General features: G+C 74.4%; 18 protein-coding genes and 1 tRNA gene. 8 read left to right on the top strand and 11 right to left on the bottom strand.

From position 1 onward, the window contains the following. Nucleotides 1-69: 69 nt before the first annotated feature. The gene (locus ASE27_RS02825; protein ID WP_082608426.1) at nt 70-1257 is read left to right on the top strand and encodes an alpha/beta hydrolase; all 1188 of its coding nucleotides are present in this window, start codon (nt 70-72) and stop codon (nt 1255-1257) included. 35 nt (nt 1258-1292) lie between these two features. Here ASE27_RS02825 and ASE27_RS02820 read toward each other — a convergent pair. The 6 genes from ASE27_RS02820 to ASE27_RS02795 form a co-directional block, all read right to left on the bottom strand. After that, nucleotides 1293-1368, bottom strand: a tRNA-Arg gene (locus ASE27_RS02820). A 189-nt stretch (nt 1369-1557) separates the two neighbouring features. Continuing rightward, nucleotides 1558-2601, bottom strand: a complete 1044-nt coding sequence (locus ASE27_RS02815; RefSeq protein WP_056645490.1) for a glycoside hydrolase family 6 protein — start codon at nt 2599-2601, stop codon at nt 1558-1560. 107 nt (nt 2602-2708) lie between these two features. Beyond that, on the bottom strand, nt 2709-3908 hold the full coding sequence (locus tag ASE27_RS02810) for an ABC transporter permease (RefSeq protein ID WP_231907611.1): 1200 nt from the start codon (nt 3906-3908) through the stop codon (nt 2709-2711). Then, on the bottom strand, nt 3902-4762 hold the full coding sequence (locus ASE27_RS02805) for an ABC transporter ATP-binding protein (RefSeq protein WP_369818978.1): 861 nt from the start codon (nt 4760-4762) through the stop codon (nt 3902-3904). The genes ASE27_RS02810 and ASE27_RS02805 overlap by 7 nt, the downstream gene beginning before the upstream one ends. Next, entirely contained in the window at nt 4759-5931 is a 1173-nt protein-coding gene (locus tag ASE27_RS02800) for a peptidoglycan-binding protein (protein ID WP_056645487.1), read from the bottom strand. The genes ASE27_RS02805 and ASE27_RS02800 overlap by 4 nt, the downstream gene beginning before the upstream one ends. Next, nucleotides 5928-6548: a hypothetical protein gene (locus ASE27_RS02795; RefSeq protein WP_056645484.1), complete on the bottom strand. Its 621-nt coding sequence runs from the start codon at nt 6546-6548 to the stop codon at nt 5928-5930. Before ASE27_RS02795 ends, ASE27_RS02800 begins: the two co-directional genes overlap by 4 nt. Nucleotides 6549-6692: 144 nt before the next feature. Here ASE27_RS02795 and ASE27_RS02790 point away from each other — a divergent pair, with 144 nt between their 5' ends. Together ASE27_RS02790 and ASE27_RS02785 are read left to right on the top strand one after the other, a co-directional pair. After that, nucleotides 6693-7349 carry a response regulator transcription factor gene (locus ASE27_RS02790; protein WP_056645481.1) on the top strand — a complete coding sequence of 219 codons (657 nt, stop codon included), beginning with the start codon at nt 6693-6695 and terminating at the stop codon, nt 7347-7349. After that, nucleotides 7346-8749: a cell wall metabolism sensor histidine kinase WalK gene (locus ASE27_RS02785; protein ID WP_056645479.1), complete on the top strand. Its 1404-nt coding sequence runs from the start codon at nt 7346-7348 to the stop codon at nt 8747-8749. Before ASE27_RS02790 ends, ASE27_RS02785 begins: the two co-directional genes overlap by 4 nt. Here the strand turns inward: ASE27_RS02785 and ASE27_RS02780 are convergent. The 3 genes from ASE27_RS02780 to ASE27_RS02770 form a co-directional block, all read right to left on the bottom strand. Next, nucleotides 8746-10221, bottom strand: coding sequence for an ATP-binding protein (locus tag ASE27_RS02780; protein ID WP_162259208.1), 1476 nt, complete (start codon nt 10219-10221; stop codon nt 8746-8748). The genes ASE27_RS02785 and ASE27_RS02780 overlap by 4 nt on opposite strands. A 112-nt stretch (nt 10222-10333) precedes the next feature. Further along, nucleotides 10334-10942 carry a dihydrofolate reductase gene (locus ASE27_RS02775; RefSeq protein ID WP_056645477.1) on the bottom strand — a complete coding sequence of 203 codons (609 nt, stop codon included), beginning with the start codon at nt 10940-10942 and terminating at the stop codon, nt 10334-10336. Further along, a complete protein-coding gene (locus ASE27_RS02770) occupies nt 10939-11778 on the bottom strand; it encodes a thymidylate synthase (protein WP_056645475.1) in 840 nt (279 codons plus the stop codon). Before ASE27_RS02770 ends, ASE27_RS02775 begins: the two co-directional genes overlap by 4 nt. Before the next feature lie 163 nt (nt 11779-11941). Between ASE27_RS02770 and ASE27_RS02765 the strand changes: the two genes are divergently transcribed. The 3 genes from ASE27_RS02765 to ASE27_RS02755 all read left to right on the top strand — a co-directional run bounded on the left by ASE27_RS02765 (nt 11942) and on the right by ASE27_RS02755 (nt 14074). Continuing rightward, the gene (locus ASE27_RS02765) at nt 11942-12421 is read left to right on the top strand and encodes an OsmC family protein (RefSeq protein WP_082608424.1); all 480 of its coding nucleotides are present in this window, start codon (nt 11942-11944) and stop codon (nt 12419-12421) included. A gap of 64 nt (nt 12422-12485) precedes the next feature. Continuing rightward, nucleotides 12486-13505, top strand: a complete 1020-nt coding sequence (locus ASE27_RS02760; RefSeq protein WP_068626139.1) for a hypothetical protein — start codon at nt 12486-12488, stop codon at nt 13503-13505. After that, entirely contained in the window at nt 13502-14074 is a 573-nt protein-coding gene (locus ASE27_RS02755; RefSeq protein ID WP_056645472.1) for an SRPBCC family protein, read from the top strand. The genes ASE27_RS02760 and ASE27_RS02755 overlap by 4 nt, the downstream gene beginning before the upstream one ends. A 154-nt stretch (nt 14075-14228) precedes the next feature. Here ASE27_RS02755 and ASE27_RS20795 read toward each other — a convergent pair whose 3' ends face one another. Together ASE27_RS20795 and ASE27_RS20790 are read right to left on the bottom strand one after the other, a co-directional pair. Next, nucleotides 14229-14672, bottom strand: coding sequence for a PadR family transcriptional regulator (locus tag ASE27_RS20795; RefSeq protein WP_068706591.1), 444 nt, complete (start codon nt 14670-14672; stop codon nt 14229-14231). Nucleotides 14673-14683: 11 nt separating this feature from the next. Further along, the gene (locus ASE27_RS20790) at nt 14684-15022 is read right to left on the bottom strand and encodes a hypothetical protein (protein WP_235535329.1); all 339 of its coding nucleotides are present in this window, start codon (nt 15020-15022) and stop codon (nt 14684-14686) included. Nucleotides 15023-15559: 537 nt separating this feature from the next. Between ASE27_RS20790 and ASE27_RS20095 the strand changes: the two genes are divergently transcribed. Together ASE27_RS20095 and ASE27_RS02740 are read left to right on the top strand one after the other, a co-directional pair. Next, nucleotides 15560-16525 carry a dimethylarginine dimethylaminohydrolase family protein gene (locus ASE27_RS20095; RefSeq protein ID WP_056645469.1) on the top strand — a complete coding sequence of 322 codons (966 nt, stop codon included), beginning with the start codon at nt 15560-15562 and terminating at the stop codon, nt 16523-16525. Between the two features lie 137 nt (nt 16526-16662). Then, entirely contained in the window at nt 16663-17895 is a 1233-nt protein-coding gene (locus tag ASE27_RS02740) for an aspartate aminotransferase family protein (RefSeq protein WP_056646595.1), read from the top strand. Nucleotides 17896-17904: the final 9 nt, after the last annotated feature.

Genomic DNA, 17904 nt, shown 5'->3' with positions numbered 1-17904 from the left:
CGGGCCCGGCGGTGTAGACCGGAAGACGCGGACGACGACGCGTCCGCGCGGGCGGCGAAGGAGCGGGCCATGGCGATCGGGTACCTCGTCCCGGTGCTGCTGCTCGCGTGCTGCACCACGACGTCCCTGGTCCCCGCCCGCCGGCCGCCCGGGCTGGGACGGTTGAGCTTTCGCCTGAGCGTCCTGGTGAACGAGCAGCCGTTCGTCATGCTGGCCGCGCTGACCGCCCTGTCGGTGATCGCGGTCGTCGACGGCGACGGCGCGACGCCCGCCGGCCGTGTCGGGCTCGCCCTGGCCGTCCTGACCGCGGCCGGGCTCGTCGTGGTCGCGCGACGTGGCCTGCGCGCGGTGCCCGCGCTCGACCGCACGCTCGTCGCGGGACTTGCGACCGCGCCGGGAGCCGTCACGGCGCGCGGGCTGCCCTGGCGCCGGATCCTGCTGGCCCCGTTCGCGGTGCGGCGACGCGACGTCGTGCGCGTGCGCGACCTCCCGTACGGCGACGGCGCCCAGCACCACCGGCTCGACGTGTACCGCCCCCGGTCGCGCCCGCCCGACGGGCCGACGCTCGTGTACTTCCACGGCGGTGGGTACGTGAGCGGGCGCAAGGAGCTCGAGGCACGCGCGATGCTCTCGCGCCTCGCGAGCCACGGCTGGGTGTGCGTGAGCGCGAACTACGGACTGCGCCCGACGACGAACTTCCCCGGCCACCTGGTCGACGCCAAGCAGGTGCTGGCCTGGGTCCGCGAGCACGGCGCCGAGCACGGGGCCGACACCGCTCGCGTCGTCGTCGCGGGCAGCTCGGCCGGCGCGCACCTCGCGGCGCTCGCGGCGCTCACCCCGGGAGACGCCCGGTTCCAGCCCGGGTTCGAGGGCGCCGACACGTCCGTGGTCGGGGTGGTCTGCCTCTACGGCTACTTCGGCGAGTACTACGGCAGCGGCCGCGACCTGGCCGTCGCCTCGTCGCCGGCCGACTACGTGCGGCCCGACGCTCCCCCGTTCCTCGTGGTGCACGGCGACCAGGACACCCTGGTGCCGGTCGAGGGGGCGCGACGGTTCGTGCGGCACCTGCGGGAGGTCTCGTCGTCGCCGGTCGTGTACGCCGAGCTGCCCGGGGCGCAGCACGGGTTCGACCTGTTCCACTCGATGAGGTTCGACGCGGTCGTCGCAGCGGTCGAGGAGTTCGCCGAGCGGGTGGTGGCGCGGGACCGGGCGCCGGAGGCGACGAGGGCGTCGGTCGAGCGGCAGGACGAGCGATAGACCGCGCGGGTCGGGGCATGGCGCCTCGAGAACGGTGGTGCGCCTGGCCAGATTCGAACTGGCGACACCCGCTTTAGGAGAGCGGTGCTCTATCCCCTGAGCTACAGGCGCGTGGGCGCGAACACGGAGGATCGGGCCCGGTGGGACGCCCGACAGCCTAGCGTCCCGGCCCCGGACTGTCCCAACCGCGCCCACCCTGCGTCTACCCCGCGACCGCGGCGACCCGGCCACGGCCCGGCGACCACCGGCCGCCCAACCAGCCACGCACCCGGCCGTCTACTCGGCGCCACGCCGGCCGCCCTACCCGCCCGCGCGCTCGACCAGCCCGATCGCGTACTCGGGCCAGAACTGACCGGCGGCCGGGTCGCCGCGGTCGCACTCGCCGTCGGACTCCCCGGGGACCTTGACGTAGAGGTAGGCGTCCAGGGCGCTGCCGTCGTCGATCGCTGCGGGCTTCTCACCGAGCGCGCGCCCCGCGGGGTTGCACCAGTCGAGCGGTCCGTCGCCCAGGGGCCCGAGCCCGTTGCGCGACGTGTCGACCACGTAGTGCGTGCCGAGCAGCGCGGCGAGCTCGTCGCCGTACGCGCGCTCGTCGGACGTGGTGCGGAAGTTCGAGACGTTGATCGAGAACCCGCGGGCGTCCTCGATCCCGGCCTGCCGCAGGCGGTCGGCCATGGTCGGCGCGTCGATCCACGCCGAGTTCCCGGCGTCGAGGTAGACGCTCGCGCCGGCGTCCGCGAGCGCCGCGGTCGCCTGCCGCAGCAGCCCGGCGCGGTCGCCCTGCGCGTCGCATGCGCCGAGGTCGGCGAGCGCGTCGGGCTCCAGGACGACGGCGGTCCGGGTGCCCCGCAGCCCGTCGGCGACGGCCTGGACGAAGTCCGGGTACTCCTCGGGCGTGAGGCCGCCGTCGGAGAACGAGCCGCAGTCCCGGGCCGGGATCGCGTAGACCGTGACGACGCCCGTGCGTCCGGCCGCGTGGGCCGCGGTCGCGTAGTCGTGCACGAGCATCTGCGCCGCGGCGGGGTCGAACCAGTCCCCGACCCACAGGGACGCCCCCACCTCGCTGATGACGTCGAGCGCGGCGGCCCCGTCGGGGTCGCTCGCCCGGAGCGCGTCGGCGGCGTGCACCGACTGCATGTCCGGGTCCGCCGCGGGGGCGCCCGCGAGGAACGGGTTGGTGTCCGCACCGGCCGGGGGCCCTGGCGGGGTCACGGCCGGAGCGGGCTCGGCGCTCGGCGACGCGGCCTCGTCGCCGGTCCCCGCGCTGCACGCAGCGAGCCCGACGGCGAGGATCACCGCGCCCAGCCAGGTCGCGGTGAGGTGTCGGTCCGGTCGCGGGAGCATGTGTCGGGACACTACGGCCTCTACGGTGCGCCGGCCCGGGCGTCCCATCCCGCCGGGCTGTCGACGGTGGGGTGCCGGACCTGAGGCCCGGCACCCCACCTGGGCAGTCAGACCGCCGCGAGCGCCTCGGTCGGCGCCATGCGCGCCGCCCGCACCGCGGGGTAGAGGCCGGCGACGGCCCCGATCGCGAGCGTCGCGACGAGCCCTCCGGCCGCGACGACGGGCGGCACGGCGACCGGCCACCCCTGCGAGGTGGCGTACCCGGCCGTGATGCCGACGCCGATCAGGACCCCGGCGGCCCCTCCCATGAGGGAGAGCACCAGGGACTCGACGAGGAACTGCCCGCGGATCTGCCCCCGCGTCGCCCCGAGGGAGCGGCGCAGCCCGATCTCCGCCCGTCGTTCGAGCACCGAGATCACCATGGTGTTGGCGACCCCGATCCCGCCCACGAGCAGCGCGACCGCGCCGAGCCCGACGAGCAGACCCGTGAACGCCTCGTCCGTCGCCTGCTGGGCCGCGAGCGCGTCCGAGGGGCGCGAGACGTCGACCTCGTTGGGCGCCTGCGGGTTGGCCGTGGGGCCGAGCACGCTGCGCACCTGCTCGACGGCGTCCTCCCGGGTCCGCGTGAAGATCGTCGTCGGCAGCTCGTCCCAGCCGAGGTGCTCCGCCGCGGCCTCGCGCCCGACGAGGGCCCCGAGGTCGACCTCGGGAGCCAGGGGGACGGGGTCGAGGATCCCGACGACCGTGAACCACTCGCCGCCGATCCAGACCTTGACGGCCGGGTCCGGGGCCGAGATCCCGAGCCGCTCGGCGGTCGTGTGCCCCAGGACGACGGCCGGGAACTGCGAGGTCGCCTCGGTGAGCCACGCGCCCTGGGCCACGCTCCCCCCGATGGACTCGAGCAGGTCGAGGTCGGTCGCGTACACCCCGATCCCGCCCGACTCGCCCGCCGGGACCAGGTCCGTGCGGTACGCCTTGGCCTTGAGCAGCGCGACCGACGTCGCCGTCTCGACGGGCGCGATCCGGCGCACCATCTCGACGGACTCGGGCGGGAGGCTGGCCGCCTCCCCGAACAGGTCGGTGCCCGGCGCGACCCGCAGCAGGTTGGTCCCGAGGGTCGCGAGCGTCCGGTCGAGCTCGGCGCGCGAGGAGCTCGAGATCCCGACGACCGCGACCATGGCCGCGATGCCGATCGCGATGCCCAGCGCCGACAGCACGGCCCGCAGCGGGCGGGTCCGCAGCCCGGTCGCACCGACGCGGAGCACGTCGGGGGCTGCGAGCCGGGCCGGGCGCAGCACGGTCAGCACGACGCCTCCTCGGTCGACGCGTCGGTCGGGTGGCCGGCGACCACGCCGTCCGGCACCGCGCCGAGGACTCCCGGCGACGCGTCGAAGACGGTCCCCCGGTCCTCGCGGGCCGGGCCCGAGACGTCCGCGACGATCGCGCCGTCGCGCATCACGACCTGACGCGGCAGCGAGGCCGCGAGATCGCGGTCGTGCGTGATGATGACGACGGTCGTGCCGGCCGCGTTGAGCCCGCGCAGCACGTCCATGACCCCGGCCCCGGCGACCGTGTCGAGCGCGCCCGTGGGTTCGTCGGCGAGCAGCAGGGGCGGGTCGCCGACAACCGCGCGGGCGATCGCGACCCGCTGCTTCTCCCCGCCCGACAGCTCGTGCGGCCGGTGCGTCAGCCGGTGCCCCAGTCCGACCCGCTCGAGCGCTTCCGCCGCCCGACGACGCCGCTCGCGCCGCCCCACCCCGCGGTACAGGAGCCCGTCGGCCACGTTGTCGAGCGCCGAGACCCCGACGGCCAGGTGGAAGTGCTGGAACACGAACCCGATGCGGCTCGCGCGCAGCGCGGACACCTCGCGGTCATCGAGGTCCTCGACGAGGAAGTCGTCGATCATGACGCGCCCCGAGGTGGGCCGGTCGAGCGTGCCGATCACGTTGAGCATGGTCGACTTGCCCGACCCCGAGGGCCCGACGATCGCGAGGAGCTCGCCGCGCGCGACGTCGAGGTGGACGTCGCGGAGCGCGGCGACGCCCCCGGGGAAGACGCGCGAGACCTGGTGCAGCGTGACCACGGGCCCGCCGCCGCCTTCCGGGGTCCCCGGCCCGGGCACGGACGCGGAGGGCGCGAGCGCGACGGTCGCGGCGCTCACGACGGCATCCCGACGACGTCACCCTCGGCCAGGTCGCCCGTGACCTCGAGGTTCCCGTCGGCGAAGAGCCCGGTGGTCACCGCGACGATACGGGTCGAGCCGCCCTCGACGACCTCGACGCCGTACCCGCCCTCGGCGAGCGCGAGGAGCGCTGCGACGGGCACGGTGAGCACGTCGGGCCGTTCGTCGGCGACGAACGTGACCTTGACCGTCCCCGCGTCGGCCTCGGTCCCGTCGGCGAGGGTCACGGTCACGGGGACCACGGTCGTGTCGGAGGCCCCGGGCATGCCGCTCTCGTCCTTGACGATCTCGGGGCTCCCGACGGAAGTGATCACGCCGTCGGCCGACCCGCCGCCGGGGAGCGCGACGCTCACGGCGCCCCCCTCGACGGCCAGGTCGCGGTCGGCGAGGTCGAGGTCGACCGAGATCGCCCGGTCGACGCCCGTCGTCGTGAGGATCTCGGCCGCGGCCGGGGCCCCGACGCGCACCTTGAGCGCGTCGACCCGCACCGGTCCGGGGACCACGAGCACGTCGGCCGGGCCGACGCTCCCCGTCTTCTCGAGCCCGCGGTCCTTCTGCCACTTCTCCACGGCCTTGGCGGTCGCTGCGGTGAACTTGGCGTCCACGGTGAAGCCCGTGTAGCCGAGCGCCGCGAGGTTCTCCTCGAGCTGGCGCACGTCGTCCCCCTCGGCGTCGACTCCCAGGTCGCGGTACATCGGCAGGCTGCCGAGCAGCAGGACCGTGGGGTGCTCGTCGACCTTGAACAGGACGCCCCCGCGGTCGACGACGTCGCCCACCCCGGGCAGCCAGGTCACGGTCCCGCCTCCTCCCCCGCCGTCGCCGCCCGCACCCTGGTGTCCCTGGACGACGGCCTCGCCGTACCCGAGCACTCCCTTGACGGTGCTCCGCTCGACGAGCGTCTGGCGCGTCACGGTCGCGGTCGCACCGGGCCCGGACGCGGTCGGGTCGGGTTCCGTCCCCCGGCCGAACCCGCCCAGGACCAGGACGGCGCCGGCGCCGATCACCACGGCGCCGGCGACCCCGCCGACGATCGCCCCGCGGCGACGCCTCCGTCGGGGCGCGGCATCCGCCGGCGCGGCATCGACCGGTGTCGCGACCTCGACGCTCCGAGGGCTGTCACCCGGGGCGACGTGCCTCCGGCGGCTCACTCGCCACCTGCCGGGACCGCGCCGCCGACCGAGAAGCTCGCGCCGCCCTCGCCGTTGCACGCCTCGATCGCCGCGTCGAACGCGTCGACGTCGTCGGGCACCTCGAGCGCCTGCGTCATGCCACCGTTCGGGTCAGGGTCCGGCATGTCGATGCCGTTCTCGCGCATGCACCTCGCGAACTCGCGCTGCGACTCCAGGTCCTCGGGGCTCGGCTTCATGGGCTCACCGCCGTTGGGCAGGAACTCCTTGCAGGCCTCGAAGGCCTTGTCCATCTCGTCCATGTCGGCGCCCGACTCGGTCGTGAGGGCGACGGCGCCCGAGGAGTCCGGGTCCGGCATGTCCACGCCGTTGTCCCGCATGCAGCTCGCGAACTTGCGGGACAGGTCGTCGCGCTCGGCGTCGGTCATCTCCTCGTACGACTTCCCGTCCTTCGCCTGGCTGTTCTCGCCCTTGCCTCCGCCCGCGCTCGCGACGTCCGGGGCGCCGTCGGGCGCGCACGCCGAGAGCGTGACCGACAGGAGCGCGACGACGAACGCGACCGACGCCGCGCTGCGACGCGAGCGGACTCTGCTGCGCCCCGTGGTCGGGGCCGGGGCCGGGGTCTGGTGGATGGTCATGGTGCGTCCTCACGTCGTGGTCGGTCCCCGTGGCCGCACGGCCTCGGGGACGGGGTGCACGAACAGTTCAGCGGGCGGCCCGTGAGACCCCCGTGAGTCACGCCCTCACAGAGATCTCACAGTGCTCACCGGCATGCTCCTCAGGTGCGAGTACTGGTGGTGGAGGACGAGGAGCTGATCGCGGAAGCGGTCGCGACGGGGCTGCGACGGCTCGCGATGGCGGTCGACGTCGCGCTCGACGGGCACGAGGCCCTGGCGCGGATCGACGTGAACGCGTACGACGTCGTCGTGCTCGACCGGGACCTGCCCGGCGTCCACGGCGACGACGTGTGCCGGGCGCTCGTGGCCTCGGGCGGCGACGCGCGGGTCCTCATGCTCACAGCCTCGGGCGGCGTGCTGGACCGCGTGAACGGGCTCGACCTCGGCGCCGACGACTACCTCGTCAAGCCCTTCGCGTTCGCCGAGCTCAGTGCCCGCGTACGGGCCCTCGGCCGGCGGGCGCGCCCCGCTGCCCCGCCCGTGCTCGAACGCTCGGGCCTGCGCCTCGACACGAGCCGGCACGAGGTCTACCGCGAGGGGAGGTTCGTGCACCTGTCGCGCAAGGAGTTCGGCGTGCTCGAGGAGCTGCTGCGCGCCGACGGGCGGCCCGTGTCGGCCGAGCACCTGCTCGAGAAGGTCTGGGACGAGAACATCGACCCGTTCACGGGCGTCGTGCGCTTCACCATCAAGCAGCTGCGCCGCAAGCTCGAGGACGCCTCGCTCGTCGAGACCGTCACGGGTGTCGGGTACCGGGTCGCATGAGGCCGCTCCCGCGCCCCGTGCTGCGCCCCACGCTGCGCGCTCGCCTCACGGCCGTCTACGCCGCGGCCTTCGTGGTCGCCGGGGCCGTGCTCATCGCCGTCCTGTACGTCCTGCTCGCGGCCGCGATCGACCGCCAGCCGCTCGACTCGGTCGGCATCGCGGTGGGCGCCGTCCAGGCGACCGACCCCGGCCTCTACGCGACCTTGGACGCCTCCACGTCGGCCGCCCTGGTCTCGGGCGAGGCCATCCCGCTCAGCAGCCCGGTCGAGGACCTGACACCCACCGCGACGTACTCCGACACCGCGGGGACACTCACCGACCTGCGCGACGTCGTCCAGCTCAACAACCAGGAGGCCCGCGACCAGACCCTGCGCACGGTCCTCACGTGGTCGGTCGTCGCGCTGCTCGGGATCGGCGTGCTCGCGGTGGGCTTCGGCTGGGTCATGTCCTCGCGCGTGCTCGCGCCCCTGCACCGCATCACGGCCACGGCCCGGCGCGTCGCGGACACCAACCTCCACGAGCGCATCGCGCACTCTGGGCCCGATGACGAGCTCAAGGACCTCGCCGACACGTTCGACGCGATGCTCGAGCGCCTCGACCGGTCGTTCGACGGACAACGCCGTTTCGTCGCCAACGCCTCGCACGAGCTGCGCACCCCGCTCACGATCAGCCGCACGGTCCTGGAGGTCGCGCTCGACGACCCGGAGACGCACCAGGACACGCGCCACCTCGGCGCGACGCTGCTCGCGGTCAACGCGCGCCAGGAGCGCCTCATCGAGGGGCTCCTCACGCTCGCCGCCGCGGACCGGGCCCCGATCGTCACCGAGACCGTGGACCTTGCCGAGGTCGCCGCGCAGGCCGTCGCGACCGCGGGCGTCTCCGCGCGCGACGCCGGTGTCGACCTGCGCCTCGACACGGCCCCGACCCCCCTGCTCGGTGACGCCGTGCTCCTCGAACGGCTGGTCCAGAACCTCGTCGACAACGCCGTGCGCTACAACGAGCCCGGCGGCCGGGTCGCCGTCGCGACGCGCCCCGGGCCGGGCGGGACGGTCGAGGTCGCGGTGTCCAACACGGGCCCCGTCGTCCCGTCGTACGAGGTCGAGGCGCTGTTCGAGCCGTTCCGGCGGCTCGGGCGCGACGGGGCCGTGGCCGACCGGCGCGGCGGGTACGTGCGCGGCGGCGTGGGGCTGGGCCTGTCGATCGTGCGCTCGGTCGCGGCCGCGCACGACGGCGAGGTCACGGCCGAGCCGCGCGAGGGCGGCGGGCTGACGGTCGTCGCGCGGCTGCCGGGTGCTGCGCGGCCGCCGGGCACTGCGGGCACTGCGGGCGCACGGACGGGCCGGGCCGTCGAGACGACCCGGCCCGGGGCCGCGAGCGTGAGGGCCGGCGCGGGCGTCTAGCCCGGCATCGGCACGGGCACGTCCGAGCCGCCCTCGACCGTGCGCCGGGCGCCCATCTGGATGATCGCGGGGGCCGGCACGAACCCGCCCGCGATGAGCGCCTCACCCTGGTGGAAGAACGGGGTCGCGGCGAGCAGCTCGGGCGGTGCGAACCCGAAGACGGCCTCGAGCTCGACCAGGTCGGCGGGAGAGCTCATGCGCATGACGATCACGTTGTCGCACTGCGAGAGCACGTTGGGGTGGATCTTGGAGGGCCGCTGCGTCGAGAGCAGCAGCCACAGCCCGAACTTGCGTCCCTCGGCGGCGATCTGGATCACGCGCTCGGTCGTGAGCCGCTGGAGCTGGGTCGCGGGCTCGGCCGAGACCACGTTGTGCGCCTCGTCGATCACGATCAGTCGGGGCTTGCGCGTGGCGCGGTCGGCCCACAGCTCGTCGAGCAGGGCGAGCGAGACCGCGAGCTGCTCCTCGTGCGTGTGTAGGCTCCCGAGGTCGACCACGACCGCGCGGGGCCCCTCGTCGAGCACCTCGCTCACGGACTGCCCGACGCCCGCCCACACGTCCCAGTCGAGGATCCCCAGGTTCTCGACGCGCTGGGCGAGCCGGAGCGCGTCGGGCTCGCCCGTGGCGCGCAGGGCCGACGGGATCGAGTGCGGGTTGAGCATGCCCTCGGTCGCGATCGCCGGCGGCCCGGCTGCGGCGCCGAGCGCTCCCGCGACGCCGCCCGGACCCGTCGCGCTCTCGAGCATCCGCAGGAACGTGTTGTACTCGCCCCGGTCCGTCAGCGGGTCGAGCTGGAGCACCGCGGCCTGGCTCGCGGCCTCCATCGCGGTGAGCCGCGCGGTGACGGGGTGGTGCTCGCCGTCGTTGCGCAAGACGCGCACGTCCAGCTCGCGCAGGCGCTGGGCGTCCTCCGACGACGCGGACTCGAGGAGCTCGCCGATCCGCACGAAGTCCGAGTTGGGGTCGAGGATGACCATGGGCAGGTCGGTGTCGATGAGGAGCTGCTCGAGGAGGACCCCGAGCGCGTACGTCTTGCCCGAGCCCGACTGCCCGCACAGGAACGTGTGCCGGTTGAAGCGGTGCGGCTGGAGCAGCGCGTCCACGTTCCCGCGGCTGTGGTGCAGGTCGCCGATCCGCAGCGTCGCGCGCTCGCGCGCCTGGAGCGCCTCGAGCACGCCCGCCCCGGCCGGGGCGAGGTCGTCCGACGTGAACGGGTCGCCCCCCGACGTGGCCACCGTGCCGTCCGGGCGCAGCTCCCCGAGGATCCGCCCGTGCCCGACGGCGTCCCCCGCCTTGGTCGCCCGCGTCAGGACCTGCCCCATGACCAGGGCCGCACCGGGGTGCTCGGCGGTCTCCGGGAACGTCACGCCGATCGTCACGAAGTCTCCCGGGCCGATGCTCGACACGCGCGGGAGGCGGTAGGTGAAGCGCCGACCGTCGAAGGACTCGGCGAGCGTGGTCTCGGTCGTCATGCGGGGCCTCCGTGGTCGCAGGTCGCGGCGGGCGGGCGTCATCGCGCCACCCGTGCAGGACAAGGATCGACCAGGGTGCGCGCGAGCGCACGCGCAGGCTCCCGCGACCGGGCTAGCGCCGCCGCTCGTACGTGAGCATCCGGAACCGGACCCCCGCCGCAGAGGTCTGCCAGCCGCCGTCCGGGGCGCCCGGAGCGTCCGGAGCGTCCGGGGTGCCGGCCACGAGATCCCAGTCGCCACCCGGGCCGGCCGCGAGCGCCGGCGCGAACGCGTCGCCGTCGACCTCGAGGTCGATCTCCGTGACGACGCAGCGGTCCGCGAGCGGCAGGGTCGCGGCGTACACCTGCGCGCCGCCCATGACCCAGACCTGCCCCGAGCCCGACTCCTCGGCGGCGGCCGACGCGCGCGCCAGCCCCTCTTCGACGGACGCGGCGACCACGACGCCGGTGCCGAGGGCGCCCGGTTGAGCGGCGCCGTCGGGCACCCAGCCCTCCTGGCGCGTGACGACCACGTTGCGCCGCCCCGGCAGGGGGCGGAAGCGCGGCGGGAGCGAGTCCCACGTGACGCGACCCATGAGGACCGGGTGGCCCGTAGTGACGCGGCGGAAGTGCGCGAGGTCCTCGGGCAGGTGCCACGGCATGACGCCGCCCGCGCCGATCACCGGACGTCCCGCGGCGTCGTGCGCCTGGGCCCAGACCAGTCCGACAGCCGGACGGCTCACACCGCCACCGGGGCCTTGATCGTCGGGTGGTGCTGGTAGCCCACGACCTCGACGTCCTCGTACGTGTAGTCGAACAACGAGTCGCGCGGGGCCAGGCGCAGCGTGGGGGCCGGGTAGGCCTCACGGCTGAGCTGCTCGCGCACCTGCTCGACATGGTTGTCGTAGATGTGGCAGTCGCCGCCCGTCCAGACGAAGTCGCCGACCTCGAGCCCCGACTGCGCCGCGACCATGTGCGTGAGCAGCGCGTACGAGGCGATGTTGAACGGGACTCCCAGGAACAGGTCCGCGCTGCGCTGGTAGAGCTGGCACGAGAGCTTGCCGTCGGCCACGTAGAACTGGAAGAACGCGTGGCAGGCGGGCAGGGCCATCTTGTCGAGCTCGCCCACGTTCCACGCCGAGACGATCATGCGCCGCGAGTCCGGGTTGGTGCGCAGCGTCTCGAGGACCTGGCTGATCTGGTCGACGTGCTGCCCGTCCGGCGTGGGCCACGAGCGCCACTGGACGCCGTAGACCGGACCGAGCTCGCCGTTCTCGTCGGCCCACTCGTCCCAGATCTTCACGCCGTTCTCCTGGAGCCAGCGCACGTTCGAGTCACCGCGCAGGAACCACAGCAGCTCGTAGACGATCGACTTCAGGTGCACGCGCTTGGTCGTCACGAGCGGGAAGCCCTGCGACAGGTCGAAGCGCATCTGGTGGCCGAACACGCTGCGCGTCCCCGTCCCCGTGCGGTCCGACTTGTGCGTCCCGGTCTCCAGGACGAGCCGGAGGAGGTCCTCGTAGGGCGTCGGGACGGGTGAGCTGCTGGGCGCGCTGGAGCTGTCGCTGACGGTGACCACGGGTGCCAGTCTAGAGAGGGAGTCTCCCCACAGCGCACTCGTGGACCCCTTCCAGGCTGTGAAACCGATGACTCGTCCGGGGAATGCGCGGTCCCCCGGCGGCGTTGGTCCGGGCACCGGTCGCACGGAACGGCCGTACCCCGAGGATGGGAAGATCAGCAGCATGACGAACACCGCAGCCGCAGCCGAAGAGATCCCCACGTCGTCGCCGTCCCCGACGGACGCCCTGTGGGTCGAGCGCACCGGCACCCGCACGTACACCGGCTTCTCGGCGCGCGGCGCGAGCGTGTCGATCGGCCCCGCGAGCGAGGGTGCGGTCTTCACCCCGGGCGAGCTCCTCAAGATCGCGCTGGCCGCGTGCGCAGGCATGAGCAGCGACGCGCCGTTCGCGCGCCGCCTGGGCGACGACTACCAGGTGACCATCCGCGTCGACGGCGCCAAGGACATGGCCGAGGACCGCTACACGGCCATCACCGAGCACTTCGAGATCGACCTGTCGGGCCTCGAGGACGACGCGCGCGAGCGTCTCCTCAAGGTCGCCGACCGCGCGATCGAGACCACGTGCACCGTGGGGCGTACCGTCAAGAACGGTGCGACAGTGGAGCACACCTTCGGCCCGGTCGTGGGTGCGGTCGGCGAGTAGTCGACACGTGGCACCGCGGTCCGGGGCACGAGGGACAGCAGCCGTCACTGGAGGGAGTCGTCCGATGGGTCGCAAGAAGAAGGACACCGAGTCCCAGATGGCCGTCTGGGGAACGTCGGACAGCGTCCGGCCGGAGCCGCAGTACGGGCACCTGACCGCGGTCCAGGACGCACCCGAGGGACAGACCGCCGACGACTGGGGCGACCTGCGCAGCACGCCGCTGCTCGACGCAGCCCTGGACAAGGCCGTCACCATCCCGTCGTCGGTCATCCACGCGCACGTGGACGGCCTGCGCCGCCGCAACCCGCACTCGTCGCCCGCGCAGATCATCGGGATCCTCGAGCGCGAGTACCTCATGGTCATCGGGACCGCGGGCGGCGCGGTGGGGGCCGCCGCGGCGTTCCCGGCCGTCGGCACGGGCGTGGGCATCGCGCTGACCGCGAGCGACGTCGCGACGTTCTTCGGGTCGTCGGCCGCGTTCTCGCTCGCGGTCGCGGACGTGTACGGCTTCGAGGTCGACGACGCGGCACGTCGTCGCGCCCTCCTCATGGCCTCGGTCCTCGGGGACAAGGGGTCCCAGGCGGTCGAGAAGGCGTCGGGCGGGTCGGCGCTCGCGTGGGGCAAGGTGCTCATGACGAGCATGCCGTCGAGCACGCTCAAGCAGGTCAACAAGGCCCTGACGAACAAGTTCATGCGCACGCAGTTGGTCAAGCACGGCGGCCTGGCGATCGGGCGGCTCGTGCCGTTCGGCGTGGGCGCCGTCGTGGGGGTCGCGGGCTCGCGGGCGCTCGGGAAGACCGTGATCAGCCAGTCCCGGCGGGCTTTCGGCCCGCCGCCCCAGGCGTTCCGGCCCGTCCTGGAGGTCATCGAGGTGCCCGACGGCGCCGCTCCCCCTCTGCTCGTCCCCGCACCAGCCGACCGGCTCAGCCTGGTCGACGCCCCCGTGCCCGGCGCCGGGCCCGGAGTGGTCGACGAGGCAGCAGAACGGGCAGCGGCCCGCAGGGCACGCGGTGGGTCCGGCGCCGACGGTGCGCCGCGCGGCATCCGGTCGGTGCGCTGGCGCCGACCCAAGAAGTCTTCGTGACAGCAGCGGACGGGCCGAGCACCCCAGCACGACCGGGACGCGTCGAGCTCACGCACGTCCTGCCCCTCGACGCCGAGCGGGCTTTCGCCCTGGTCGCGGACGTGCGGACGCACCCGCGCTGGGTCCCCCTGAGTCGTGGCACGTTCCACGGCGCGGACGGTTCACCGCTCCACGCGACGGCCTGGAAGCCCGGGGTCGGCGCCGAGTTCACCATGGTCTCCGGGCCGTTCGCACCCCAGGGTGCGCCGGGCTTCCCCGACCGCATGCGGATCACGGCCTGGGAGCCGCCCGGACCCGGCGGCCAGGCGGGGCGCGCGACGTACCTGAAGCTCGGGCCCGCGCTGCTCGGGGAGGCGGGGATCGTCGTCGTGCCCCTCGCGGCTCATCACCTGCCCGCCGCGACCCCGCGCGAGCCCGTGGCACGCTGCGCCGTGACCTGGTGGGAGGACGTGTACCTCGCCGGTCCGCTGCCCCGATCCATGACGGCTCCGCTCGCCGCGCGCGTGCTGGACCTCATGATCCGGCTGTCGCTGCGCCGTCTGGACCGGATCGTCGCGCGCGGGCTCTGACGCCGACGGCTCGTCGGCCCTCGGCCCAAGGTCCGTGCCGAGAGCCGGGCGTGGCCCCGCTGCCGAGCATGCGGTCGTCGTTCGTCGACCATGCGGTCGTCGCTCGGAACCAGCCGATTCCTGACGCCAAGCGCATGCTCGGCACCGCTGGGGGTCAGGCCTCCTGGTCCGGCGTCTCCGCCGCGTCAGGCGTCTCGGCGACCGGCGCGTCGGCCGGTCCCGCGAGGATCAGGTAGAGCTCGCGGCGCGTGCGCTCGAGGAGCGCGACGGCCTGGGCCACCTGCTCGTCCGAACCCGACCGGGCGACCTGCCGCAGCGCCTCGGCGACCTGCTGGAGCGAGCCACGGAGCTGCCGCGCCGGGCGGACGCCGCCGTCGGCCGCGTCCTGCCAGGGAGAGCCCAGCTCGTCGGCGTGCTCGGTGACGTAGGTGCGACCGTCGTCGGTGAGGCTCGCGAGCTTGCGCCCGCCCTCAGCCGTGATGGTCACGAGGCCCTCGTCCTCGAGCAGGCTCAGCGCGGGATAGATCGCGCCAGGGCTCGGACGCCACGCACCCGAGGTGCGCTCGCCGATCTCCTGGATGATCTGGTAGCCGTGCATGGGCGCCTCGGTCAGGAGGAGCAGGACGGCGGCGCGGATGTCGCCGCGCCCGGCGCGGCCGCCCGGGCCGCGTCCTCCGGGACCACGGTGGCCGCGAGGGCCGCCGCCGGGTCCGCCGCGGTGCCCACGGGGCCCGCGTCCTTCGAACCGGTCGTCGAACCGCTCGTCGGGTCCCTCGTGGTCGTGGTGCTCGTGGTGGCCCGGGTGACCGTGGTGGCCGTCGGGTCCACGCCCGGGACGGCCCGAGCCCTCGGGCCCGCGACGGGGCGCGTCGCCACGTCCTGGCTCACCACGGCCGGGGCCGTCGGGTCGGCCGCCGCGGCGACCGCGCGGGCCGCCGAGGTCGGCACCGAAGTCCGGGCCGAAGCCCTCTCCGGCGGCGGGGAAGTCGTCGCGTCGGCGACGGGGTCGGCCCCCGAAGGAGTCGAAGGCGCCTGCGCGGCCGGAACGGTCGCGGGGCGGGCGGGAAGCATCTGGGTGCTGGTGGGGGGTACGCATGTGGTGTCTCCTGTGATGAGTCGAGCGTGTCTGGGGAGCCCCTTCGCGGGGCGTCCGAGCGCTGGGCTCGGGTGGCGGGTGCCGGCGGGTTCTCGTCGGTTCTCCGACGGGCCCTCGGCCTGACATCCGGGTCCTCGACGCGGTGCGTTCTTCCGCACTCTCTGCGTCGATGAGTTAAAGATATATCGTTGACGTATCGATAGTCAACCCCTGATCTCGATCGTGTTCCGGGGCCGGTCCGCCGACCACCCAAGTCACCGTCCAGGTCGTACAGTGACGGGAAGGCCTCGGACCGGCTCGCGACCCGGGGTCCCGCAGCAGACACCGTGCAACGACGCACACCCCGCACCGTCGCACGTCCCACGCCCACCCAGACCCCAGAGGCGCAGATGACGACCAGCATCCCGGGACCCACGCAGGTCCCCCGGCACTACCTCATGTGCCGCCCCACGTACTTCACCGTCAGCTACGAGATCAACCCGTGGATGGACCGCGCCCGGCCCGTCGACACCGCGCTCGCCGTCTCCCAGTGGGAGCGCCTGCGCGACGTGTACCTCGACCTCGGGCACCAGGTCGACCTCATCGAGCCCGAGCCCGGCCTGCCCGACATGGTCTACGCGGCCAACGGCGCGACCGTCGTCGACGGCCTCGTCTACTCGGCCCTGTTCCGCCACCCCGAGCGCGCCCCCGAGGGCCCCGCCTACCTCAAGTGGTTCGCCGACCGCGGCTACGTGACCCACTCGGCCGACCACGTCAACGAGGGCGAGGGCGACCTGCTCGTCGCGGGCGACGTCGTCCTCGCGGGCACGGGCTTCCGCACCGAGGTCAGCGCCCACCAGGAGGCCGCCGACCTGTGGGGCCGCGAGGTCCTCACGCTCGAGCTCGTCGACCCCCGCTTCTACCACCTCGACACCGCGCTCGTGGTGCTGCGCGGCAGCGAGGGCGACAACGGCAGCGACGGCACGGCGCGCGTCACGCCGGGCGGCACGCCGCCGCCGCTCCTCTCCTCCCTGCCCGACGGCGCCGCTCCCCCGCGCGACGCCCCGCACCTCACGCACGCTCGCCCCGCCGAGGTGACGGTCGACGTCGCCTACTACCCGCCGGCGTTCTCCCCCGCGTCCCAGGAGCTCCTGGCCGAGCGCTACCCCGACGCCCACCACGCGACCGAGGACGACGCCCTGGTCCTGGGCCTCAACGCCGTGAGCGACGGGCTGCACGTGATCCACACGCCCGCGGCGACCCGTTTCGCGGCGGCCCTGGCCGAGCGAGGCTACGAGACCGTCGGGATCGACACGTCCGAGCTCCTGCGCGGGGGCGGCGGCTCCAAGTGCTGCACCCTGGAGATCCGGCCGTGAGCGCCCAGAGCCAGGCGGCCCCCGCGCCCGCGACCAGCCCGGACACCGCCGACGCCGCCCGGGCCCACGCGTCGGGAGCGGCGCCGTCGGGCACCCGCACCGACCGTCGCGACTCGCTCGCGCACAACTACCACCCGCTGCCCGTGACGATCGCGACGGGCGAGGGCGCCTGGGTCACCGACGTCGCGGGCCGTCGCTACCTCGACCTGCTCGCGGGGTACTCGGCCCTGAACTTCGGGCACCGCCACCCCGGGCTGATCGCGGCCGCGACCGAGCAGCTCGGACGCGTCACCCTCACGTCGCGGGCGTTCGACCACGACCTGCTGCACCCGTTCGCGGACCGGCTCACCCGGTTGATCGGGCCGCTCGTCCAGGGCGCCGACCACGGCACGCCGGCCGGACGGGCGGGCGAGAAGGGCGCCCCGGGCGACTCCGGCAGCGCCGTGATGGTCCCCATGAACACGGGCGCCGAGGCCGTCGAGACCGCGATCAAGATCGCCCGCAAGTGGGGCTACGAGGTCAAGGGCGTGCCGGCCGGGCAGGCGAGCATCGTCGTCGGGCACGGGAACTTCCACGGGCGCACCACGACCATCGTCTCCTTCTCCGACGACCCCGACGCGCGCGACGGGTACGACCCGTTCACGCCCGGGTTCCGCCTCGTGCCCTACGGCGACGCCCGTGCCGTCGCGGACGCGATCGACGAGACCACGGTCGCCGTCCTCATGGAGCCGATCCAGGGAGAGTCGGGCGTCGTCGTGCCTCCCGACGACTACTGGCCCGCGCTGCGCCGCGTGTGCGACGAGCGCGACGTCCTGCTGATCGCGGACGAGATCCAGTCCGGCCTGGGCCGGACCGGGACCACGCTCGCGTGCGAGCTGTGGGACGTGCGGCCAGACCTGGTGACGCTCGGCAAGGCCCTGGGTGGCGGCGTCGTGCCGGTCTCGGCGGTCGTCGGGCGGCGCGAGATCCTCGACGTGCTGACCCCCGGGACGCACGGGTCGACGTTCGGGGGCAACCCGCTCGCGTGCGCGGTGGGCCTCGCGGTCGTCGGGCTCCTCGAGACAGGCGAGCTCCAGGCCCGCACGCGCGACCTGGGCGGGCACCTGCACGCACGCCTCGGGAGCCTCGTCGACGAGGGGCTCCTGACGGGCGTCCGGGGTGTGGGGCTGTGGGCCGGGATCGACCTCGACCCCGCCCGCGGGACGGGCCGCGACCTGTGCGAGGCCCTGCTCGCGCGGGGTGTCCTGGCAAAGGACACGCACGGCTCGACCATCCGGCTCGCGCCCCCGCTCGTGATCGAGCGTCCAGACCTCGACCTCGGGATGGCCGCTCTACGTGACGCCCTGACGCAGCTCGCCGCAGATCGGTAGAGTCCGGAG

Source organism: Oerskovia sp. Root918, assembly GCF_001428945.1.
Lineage (GTDB): Bacteria > Actinomycetota > Actinomycetes > Actinomycetales > Cellulomonadaceae > Oerskovia > Oerskovia enterophila.
Note: the sequence above shows the minus strand (reverse complement) of the source record. Positions and strands in the feature narration are given on the sequence as shown.